Annotated in this window: 8 protein-coding genes; 1 reads left to right on the top strand and 7 read right to left on the bottom strand. The window is 39.7% G+C overall.

What is annotated here, in order from left to right:
* Nucleotides 1-151: 151 nt before the first annotated feature.
* The 7 genes from yjiA to PR767_RS18570 form a co-directional block, all read right to left on the bottom strand.
* Nucleotides 152-1,120, bottom strand: coding sequence for a GTPase (yjiA, locus tag PR767_RS18600; RefSeq protein WP_109912036.1), 969 nt, complete (start codon nucleotides 1,118-1,120; stop codon nucleotides 152-154).
* A 22-nt stretch (nucleotides 1,121-1,142) separates the two neighbouring features.
* The gene (locus tag PR767_RS18595; protein ID WP_004260586.1) at nucleotides 1,143-1,346 is read right to left on the bottom strand and encodes a YbdD/YjiX family protein; all 204 of its coding nucleotides are present in this window, start codon (nucleotides 1,344-1,346) and stop codon (nucleotides 1,143-1,145) included.
* Between the two features lie 101 nt (nucleotides 1,347-1,447).
* Nucleotides 1,448-3,601 carry a carbon starvation CstA family protein gene (locus tag PR767_RS18590; protein ID WP_004260588.1) on the bottom strand — a complete coding sequence of 718 codons (2,154 nt, stop codon included), beginning with the start codon at nucleotides 3,599-3,601 and terminating at the stop codon, nucleotides 1,448-1,450.
* A gap of 432 nt (nucleotides 3,602-4,033) precedes the next feature.
* The gene (locus PR767_RS18585) at nucleotides 4,034-4,486 is read right to left on the bottom strand and encodes a WG repeat-containing protein (RefSeq protein ID WP_123382371.1); all 453 of its coding nucleotides are present in this window, start codon (nucleotides 4,484-4,486) and stop codon (nucleotides 4,034-4,036) included.
* Between the two features lie 465 nt (nucleotides 4,487-4,951).
* Nucleotides 4,952-6,130 (bottom strand): formate-dependent phosphoribosylglycinamide formyltransferase, encoded by a 1,179-nt coding sequence (purT, locus tag PR767_RS18580; RefSeq protein WP_272520744.1) that lies wholly within the window; start codon nucleotides 6,128-6,130, stop codon nucleotides 4,952-4,954.
* A gap of 125 nt (nucleotides 6,131-6,255) precedes the next feature.
* Nucleotides 6,256-7,182, bottom strand: coding sequence for an EamA family transporter RarD (gene rarD, locus PR767_RS18575; RefSeq protein ID WP_109912035.1), 927 nt, complete (start codon nucleotides 7,180-7,182; stop codon nucleotides 6,256-6,258).
* Nucleotides 7,183-7,351: 169 nt separating this feature from the next.
* Nucleotides 7,352-8,299 (bottom strand): aminoimidazole riboside kinase, encoded by a 948-nt coding sequence (locus PR767_RS18570; RefSeq protein WP_004913771.1) that lies wholly within the window; start codon nucleotides 8,297-8,299, stop codon nucleotides 7,352-7,354.
* A gap of 203 nt (nucleotides 8,300-8,502) precedes the next feature.
* Between PR767_RS18570 and PR767_RS18565 the strand changes: the two genes are divergently transcribed.
* The gene (locus tag PR767_RS18565; RefSeq protein WP_240105908.1) at nucleotides 8,503-9,957 is read left to right on the top strand and encodes a glycoside hydrolase family 32 protein; all 1,455 of its coding nucleotides are present in this window, start codon (nucleotides 8,503-8,505) and stop codon (nucleotides 9,955-9,957) included.
* Nucleotides 9,958-9,985: the final 28 nt, after the last annotated feature.

Raw genomic sequence — 9,985 nt, 5'->3', positions numbered from 1 at the left:
TTGTTGGCTACATTCGCCAACCCTAGTCACATACTTGTGTATGCTCCTAGGGATTGGCTCTTTTGCCGCCTTGCTACGCCGCTAATGACTTTGAATTTCGTTTTGAATTTCGTTTTGAATTTCTTTTTTGAAATTATTTTTTTGAATTGTTCTATTTTGAATTAACTTCTAGGGCTGCGAATTTTTCACGAATTATATCTTCTGGTAGGTCAATACCAATAAACACTAATACACTGCGGCGTTGTTCATCAACTTCCCAGTCTCTATCCCAATCCGCACTATAGAGGCGTTGAACACCTTGGAATAATAAGCGTTTTGGTTCACCCATAATGGAAAGAATTCCTTTATAACGCAGTAAGTTATCTGCAAAACCGAGTAATAGGTCTTCCATTACTTGAGAAACGGCCATCAGTTCAACAGGATAATTAAATTCAAGGACAATCGAGCCGACTTCATTTTGTTGTTTAGGCGCGAAACGGAATGTCGGTTGTTTGACATTCAACTGTGAATCCAATAAAAACCCTTCGATATCCAATAATAAACTCAGGTCGATATCACCTTGAATAACTGGGTAAATCGGTGCTCTCGCATTAATACGTTGTAAACGTTCAATTAAAGCTTCGTTATTCGGCTCAATATCTGTTTTGGTCAATAAAATGCGATCTGCATAGCCAATTTGCGCTTGAGCAATGGCAAAATCATTCAATTGTTTATCAGCGTGAACAGCATCCACTAGTGTAATAATGCCATCTAACACATAACGTTCGCATAGGACTTCATGGGAAAAAAAAGTTTGAGTGATCGGGCCTGGGTCTGCCATGCCAGTGCACTCAATGACGAGACGCTCAAAGTCTAATTTTCCATTATCAAGGCCATCTAATAGGTCTAATAAGGCATTTTCTAATTCATTCGAACGACTACAACAAATACAGCCATTACTTAATGTGGTAATTTGTGTCGCACGATCACCAATTATTGCGTTATCAATGGGGACTTCACCAAACTCATTTTCAATCACTGCAATTTTATGACCGTGCTCAGCATGAAGAATATGGCTAAGGAGAGTCGTCTTACCAGCCCCGAGAAAACCGGTTAAAATTGTTACGCTAATAGGTTTCATTATTGCCCTCACACTTCATTGATTAACAGCAGCGAAATCCGCCTTTACCGCTACCACCATACCGTGCATCTTGTCTTTCGCGAAAAAATTCTTTGTAGGTCATCACAGGTTTATCTGGGTGATTATCACTCATATGCTGCACATAGGTATCATAATCAGGAATACCAATTAGCATGCGTGCTGCTTGCCCGAGGTATTTTCCTGTTTTGCCGAGATTTCCAAACATCAGCCTCTCCAATACAAATGCCCTACATCATGAACACACAATGTAGGGCGACCTTTCATTTACCGAACATCTTCCGATGTTCAATTTCGTTGAAGGGTGACTTAATGTGAAGATGAAACTTTCACGCCCTCTTTAGGTACAGGAACATAAGGTGTTTCTTTGTCTGTACGCTCTGGGTTTTTGTGCGCTTTCATCCCAACGCGAATACCATAGAAAATGATACCGTAGACAACCACCAAGAATAGAATACTCAGCCCTGCGTTGGTGTAGTTATTAATAATAATGTGATTCATATTAGTAATTTCTTGTGCAGTTAACTCTGCACCACCTGCCGCAATCTTATCTTTATAAGATTTCGCTAAGTATAGGAATCCTTCCAGTTGTGGGTTATCACTGAATAATTTCAGTCCCAATGCCCAAGTTGTACAGATTAATAGCCATACTGCAGGTAATACAGTCACCATAATGTATTTACTGCGTTTCATCTTAATCAGCACTACTGTACTCAAGACTAAAGCAACTGCTGCTAACATTTGGTTCGAGATACCGAACAGAGGCCATAAGCTCTTAACACCGCCCAGTGGGTCAACAACACCTTGATACAATAAATAACCCCACAGCCCAACACAACCAGCTGTACCTATGATACCAGCAACCAGTGAATCTGTTTTCTTCAAGAATGGAACAAAGTTACCCAATAAATCTTGCAGCATAAAGCGGCCTGAACGAGTCCCTGCATCCAATGCGGTTAAGATAAACAGAGCTTCAAACAGAATACCAAAGTGATACCAGAAGCCCATATTTGCCGCAGGCATGATTTCATGGAAAACATACGCAATACCTACCGCTAATGTCGGCGCACCACCAGCACGGTTTAACACCGACGGCTCACCAATATCTTTCGCTGTTTGCATGATTTGCTCAGGTGAAATCACAAAGCCCCATGAACTCACTGTAGCGGCTGCATGAACAGACACATCTTTGAGCTGAGCCATGATAGCTGCGCCATCTGGACCACCCAGTTCATGTAAGTTAGGCATAGTAATACCTAACGCTGCTGGTGGTGTATTCATAGCAAAATACAGGCCTGGTTCGATAATAGAAGCCGCGACCAAAGCCATAATCGCAACAAATGACTCCATTAACATTGCACCATAACCGATGTAACGCGCATCTTTTTCGTTTGCTAATAACTTAGGTGTTGTCCCTGAGGAAATAAGCGCATGGAAACCGGATACCGCACCACAAGCGATGGTAATAAACAAGAATGGGAATAGAGTACCTTTCCAAACAGGACCTGAACCATCAACAAATTGCGTCACTGCTGGCATTTTTAATTCAGGGTTTAGAATAACGATACCAATCGCTAAACCAACGATAACCCCAATTTTCAAGAATGTCGCTAAATAGTCACGAGGCGCTAAAATTAGCCATACAGGTAATAATGCAGAGACAAATGCATAACCCACTAACGCGTAAGTAATCGTCGTGTCTTTGAATGTCAGTGCTGGACCCCAGTATGGGTCATGAGCAATCACACCACCAAACCAAATGGAAGCAACTAAGAGAACAATACCGATAACAGAAACTTCACCTACGCGCCCCGGCCGGATATATCGCATATATATCCCCATAAACAATGCGATAGGCACTGTTGAGACAACGGTAAAGACACCCCATGGGCTTTCTGCCAAGGCTTTCACCACAATCAATGCTAATACAGCAAGGATAATGATCATGATTAGGAAGCACCCAAAGAGTGCCAGCGTTCCCGGAATTGGGCCTAGCTCTTCTTTAACGATTTCCCCTAATGATGCACCATTACGACGTGATGAAATAAATAACACCATGAAATCTTGCACTGCACCGGCTAACACAACCCCTGCAAGCAACCATAAGGTGCCGGGTAAATAGCCGACTTGAGCAGCAAGAACAGGTCCGACTAATGGCCCCGCCCCTGCAATCGCGGCAAAGTGGTGACCAAATAGAACGTTTTTATTTGTCGGAACATAGTTTAACCCGTCATTATTAATGACGGCTGGAGTCGCACGTGTTTCGTCCAGCTTCATCACTTTTTTAGCGATATATAAGCTGTAATAACGATATGCTATGAGATACACCGCCACAGAAGCGACGACAATCCAAAGAGCACTGATGTGCTCACCACGCCTGAGTGCAACTACCCCCAGACAGACCGCACCGATTATCCCAAGGATCATCCACGGAATGTGCTTTAAAATACCATTTTTGTTCATAGAACACCCTTCTGAGGTAAAACGAACATGCCATTGATTTTGTATTAGCCATCATAAAAAACGATATCACTGTGTTTTCGTTGCTTATCATTTATCGTTGATGGGTTTTTAATTGGCAGTGGTTGAACTGTATTGAATCAAAAAATTGAGCTCTGCCATGGTGTATATGGTATGAAATTACACTCAGCAAATGACTAAAGTTATGCTAAGTGGTGCCATATGGAATTAAGCGGTTTGTTTTTTACTTTGAATGGTTTTTAGGGAGGTCAAATGAGCTTAAAAACGTGATCTGCATTACAATTTCAATTTGTTTTCAATAAGTTAAAAAATGTAGTATGCATGGTTAAAATGACGTTTATTGTGAATAAATTTCACTAATAACGTAAAAAGCTAAAGCTGAGTTACCTGAAACCTTATGATATCTATATACGTTTAGCGTGTAATCGTAGTCCAATTACCACCAACCCACCAACTGTGCTCACCATCAGTTTGTGTTTCACATCCGATACCGACTTTCGCTTTCCCTGCTTCAAAGGGATATGCGCAATCATAAATTGCATCAATCACGACTTCCCCTGATATCGCATCTGCAAAACCAATTTTATTTTCTTTACGAATTCGGTATACCCCGTCCTGTGCTTCATCTGGCCAGTTGTCAAAATAATAAAGCTGGTAAACTTCTTGCCCTTTCTGGTCAAAAACAGCCAAACCGCTATTTGGTCGTTCACCTAAGCAATACTTAAATGATGATTGCGGTTCAAAACACTCGATTTTATCTTTTTCATTCGCCACCCATAAGCTAAATTGTTGTTCAAGATTTTGTGCTGTTGATAAAAAAGACATTAATCCTAATGACATTAAGCCAGCGACATAACGAACCATCATCACTTTCCTTATTCTACTTTTACGCCGGATTATAGTAAGAAGTGGAGCGCATCAATCTTACTCCAATAAATACTCGCTTATTAAAGATAGCGGATATCTCTTTCAATGAAACTAGGAATAAGGGTAAATAAAATCTTGTACAAGAATAACCTTAAGATTCAAATTAGTAAGAATTCAGCCCCAAGAAGATGCATTTAAAAATATTTACGTAACTCAAAATGCTAATGGGGTTAAGTTAGTCAATAAGCTACCTTACTCTATCAATCTGGCTGGATTAGCGATTAATAATAATTTCTTTAATGACGAGCACTCTAACGGGGCTATTGGCATTCAATTATTAGGTGGAACCCCCCGTTATTAGTGCCAATCAAACCCCATTAACCAAGCCAGATGCAACCTCAATTATTTGGGATAAGATAAAAAGCAGTAGCGAAACAAAAATGTTCAGCACTAACTTCATTAAAATCAACCAGAAACACACACTGTATTAGCGGTTTTTTGCGCCAGCTCTAATGCACTTTCAATCGAATCTGCAATTGCTAAAGCAACACCTAACCGGCGAGTTCCTGCAATTTCAGGTTTACCAAATAACCGTAATTGAGTATCCGATCCTAATGCTGCACCAATATTTGAAAAAATCACATTTTGGCTTTGTAAACTAGGTAAAATAACCGCGGATGCACTTGGTCCATATTGGCGGATCACACCGATTGGGAAGCCAAGAAATGCACGAACATGTAAAGCAAACTCAGATAAATTTTGTGAAATCAGCGTCACCATGCCTGTATCATGGGGACGAGGCGAAACTTCATTAAAAATAATATCGTCACCGCACACAAATAATTCAACACCAAATATTCCGTAGCCCCCCAGAGAGGTAACAATTTTCTCAGCAACATCCTGCGCTTTTTTCAACACCACCTCACTCATGTACTGTGGCTGCCAAGACTCACGATAATCCCCTTTTTCTTGTCGATGCCCTACTGGCGCACAAAAGTGAATCCCATCCACGGCACTGACCGTTAATAATGTAATTTCAAAATCAAAATTAACCATTTTTTCAACAATTACACGGCCTTGACCTGCTCGACCACCTTCCTGTGAGTAATCCCAAGCTTGATTTAATTCGTCTCGAGAATGGATCACACTTTGCCCCTTCCCTGACGAACTCATCACTGGCTTAACAATACAAGGAAAGCCGATTTTTTCTGCTGCTGCGATAAAATCGAGTTTACTGTCTACAAATTGATACTCTGATGTTGGTAATTTCAACTCTTCTGCGGCTAAGCGGCGGATACCTTCTCTATCCATAGTAAGAACAATCGCTTTCGCAGACGGAACCACTTTCTGTCCTTGTTGTTCCAGTTCCATTAATACCGGTGTCGCAATCGCTTCAATTTCAGGCACAATAATATCGGGTTTTTCAATTGAAACTATTTGCTTCAGCGCTTCGCCATCAAGCATGTTTATTGTATAGCTACGGTGTGCAATATGCATCGCTGGCGCATTATCATAGCGATCAACCGCAATGACTTCGATGCCCAACCGTTGACATTCAATCGCAACTTCCTTGCCTAACTCTCCAGCACCTAACAACATGACTTTTGTTGCAGATTTACACAGCGCAGTACCTAATTGATTCATGATTGATAACCTTACCGACAAAAAAGTTACTGCCAATTATATACGCAACCGTTTGCTTTTGCTATCGAGGAAAAAATGCCATAAGACAATAATCTTATAACCTATTGATAATGATGGTTAACTATTTAATCTAATGGTGTTTTGTCACGCCCAGTAATAAAAGGTTCTTTATGAGAAAATTTAATATACTGTTTGCGTAAGATTGCTAACACACAAAATATTAAACCAATCCAAATAAGTGAGAAACTAATGCCTTTGACCCAATCAAATAGCTCATTAAATAAAAAAACGGCTAATAAGAATTGAATTGTTGGTTCTATATATTGTGCTAAACCTATTACCGTTAATGACGTTCGTTTAATTGCAGCAGTAAAAAAGAGCAAAGGAATGATCGTGACTGGAGCCGCTAACATATAAAGAACTTTAATTTGCCAATCCCCTTGCGCCACAGCGCTTAAACCATTAGAAGCTAACCACCAAGAGATCGCTATTGCAATGGGCAGCAACCAAAGCGCTTCTAGAAATAAAGACGTAATCACATCAAATCGAATAAATTTACGGATTAATCCATATACCGCAAAAGCACTCCCCATAACTAACGCTAAAATAGGTAATTCACCATACTGCCAAATTTGGTAACCAACCCCCGCACAAATAAAAATAACAGCCATTTTTTCTGCAAAAACAAGCCGTTCGCGAAGAAACAAAACACCAAGTAGAATAGAGAATAATGGGTTAATAAAATATCCAAGACTCGCGGCCAACACCTGTCCGTGAGTTAATGCGTAGGTAAATGTTGTCCAAGATATCGCCATAACCGACGAACTAAATAAACACAAAATTATCGACCGTTTATCAGACCATACCTCGCGCCATAAAGATTTATTTTTAATAATTAAGCGAACAAAAAAAAGTATAGGCACAGACCAAATAAGACGTTCTGCAAGTAGCTCTAAAGGTTCCGCTCCGGGAAGTAAACGATAAAATAATGGTGTGATTCCCCATAAGATATAGGAAAAAATAGCAAGAGCTACTCCCGAGCGAAGCAACATAATTTATCCACAATAAATCTGATTAAATAATATTAGCTACTTATCATACGCCAAAATGCAAAAAATAAAACTTATCAACATCATAATATAGGTTGAATTATATCAAGTATTCTTAAAATAAAAGGTAACTATATCGCTACCTTTTATTTACTCGCTGCATATATATTCATCAAAAAACATCACGCTGATGTAATGGTGGTTGCTGCTGCATAAATGCACATAATTCCTCTTGTGTCGGCGCTGCGGCAATAGCACCTTTTTTGGTTGTCGCCAATGCACCACAAGCAGTAGCTTGCGAAATGACCTTCATCAGCCCCTCTTTTTCATTGACTAGCCCATATTGTGAAATGGCCGCCAACAACCCCGCCATAAATGCATCGCCAGCCCCTGTGGTATCAATACTTTCTACTAAATAAGCACTTACGGCCATTTGAACCAAAGAAGTGAACACCTGACAACCTTTAGCCCCTTGAGTAACAATTTTTAATTGGGCAGGATAGCCTTGCAATTTGGCGATTGCATTTTCAAAACGACTTTCTTGCGTTAACCACAGCAGCTCATCATCAGAAAGTTTTAAAATATCCGCTCGTTTTGCAAAATTATCAACAACTTGGTGCATTTCATCGGGATCAGACCACATTTGTGGACGAATATTAATATCAAAACTCAGTAACCCACCAGCGAGTTTTAGTTGTTCGATAGCTGTTGATAGAGACGCTCTACATTGGTGATGCACTAGAGCTAATGAGCAAAAATGCAAAATATCATGACCAAATTGCGGTAAGTTATTTGTCGTTAAAAATTGGTCAGCCGAAGGAGAAACTAAAAAAGAAAATTCACGTTCTCCGTTTTCATGCAACGAGACGAGAACAGTACTTGTTTTATACTTTTCATCAAATTCCATCGCACTCGTATCAACCCCTATATCAAATAAGGTTTTTTGCATGAAATGCCCGAAAGCTTCTTCACCGACTCGTCCAATAAAACCACTATTTTGCCCTAAGCGTGCAACCCCAGCGGCGACATTTACAGGCGCACCACCAGCACAAGCTTCATATTGCATGTTTTGAAGAGGAATTAAATCAATAACTGCATCCCCTAATGCCCAAACTTTCATTATATCTCCTTTGCGAGTTTTATATTTTTAACCTTTATTCTTATTCATAAATAACACATTACCAACTCATGAAAATAAAACTAGTAAACGCAAACTGTTAACGTTAACATTAAGTATAAAGAAGCCAGCAAATAAACGCACCTATTATTGAATTTCATGTGCCCATTTTGTTATCGCGATCGAAAAATGTTCAGGAAGCCATAATGAAAAAACAACTTGAATTAGCCAACGAAACCATCAAAACAGCAAGAGAAAACATGAACTTGCAGTTCTACCCACAATACCACCTTGCCCCTTATGTAGGCTGGATGAATGACCCTAATGGTTTGATCTATCACCAAGGACAATACCACGCTTTTTATCAACATCATCCATTTAGTGCGATTTGGGGTCCCATGCATTGGGGTCATGCAACAAGCACTGATATGGTCCATTGGCAACACCAACCCATTGCGTTAGCACCAAGTGAAGATTATGACCGAGATGGTTGTTTCTCAGGCTCCGCAATTAGTTACGATAACAAATTGTATTTGTTTTACACAGGCCATATCTGGTTAGCAAATCCAGGTGATGACAGCCAAATCATCCAATCACAGTGTGTTGCAATCAGTGAAGATGGTATTCATTTCGAAAAGAAAGGTGTTGTACTCCCTTCCCCTGATGGCTATATGCACTTTAGAGATCCTAAAGTTTGGCAACAAGATGGTAAATGGTGGATGGTGGTTGGTGCAAGAGACTCTCAAGATCAAGGGCAAATCCTCTTATTTAACTCTACTGACTTATTAAATTGGGATCAAAACTATCAAATCCTAGCAAAAACTGACGACAATAATGTTTATATGTGGGAGTGTCCTGATTTCTTTCCATTAGGCGAAAAATTTATTGCCCTTTTTTCTCCTCAAGGAAAAAAAGCAAAAAATTATCAATATCGAAATTTATTTCAAAATGGCTATTTGGTTGGTAATTGGTCACCTAATTTACCTTATCAAATTTCACATTCATTTACTGAGCTTGATTTTGGCCAAGACTTTTACGCACCTCAAACCTTTTTAGCTAAAGATGGCCGTCGTATTGCTATCGCTTGGATGGATATGTGGGAAAATCATATGCCTACACAAAAACATGGGTGGTCAGGGTGCTTTACTTTACCTAGAGAGCTAACACTGAATGAGCAAGGTAAAATTATCTCTAAACCTATAGAGGAATTGAAATCATTACGCCAGTCTGCAAGCCATTTTCCCGCAACAATGTTAGCCAAAAACAGCACCATAGTAATAAATGAAAATGCGACAAGTTGTGAAATAGAACTTATTTGGGATTTACAGCAAAGCCCAGCTGAAAAATTTGGCTTTTGGATTGGATACGGCGTGCAGTTCTATGTTGATAACCAAAGTCAGCAATTAACCTTAATGCGTCATTACCCTGAATATACCATTAGTGATAATCGTTGTGCTCCGATACCGCAAGGTCATCAACTTAAAATAAATGCTTTTATCGACCACTCTAGCTTGGAAGTATTTATTAATGATGGTGAACTCAATTTTAGTTGCCGTATCTACCCACACCAAAGTGAACGAGATTTAAGATTATTTGCAATAAATCACCAGGCTAAGCTAGAAAAAGCGATTTATTGGGAACTCAAGAAAGCGATTGAATAACTGTCTATTCGATTTGCCTTCTCGGCGA

This window comes from Providencia sp. PROV223, from assembly GCF_028479245.1.
In the GTDB taxonomy this organism is placed as follows: domain Bacteria; phylum Pseudomonadota; class Gammaproteobacteria; order Enterobacterales; family Enterobacteriaceae; genus Providencia; species Providencia rettgeri.
Note: the sequence above shows the minus strand (reverse complement) of the source record. Positions and strands in the feature narration are given on the sequence as shown.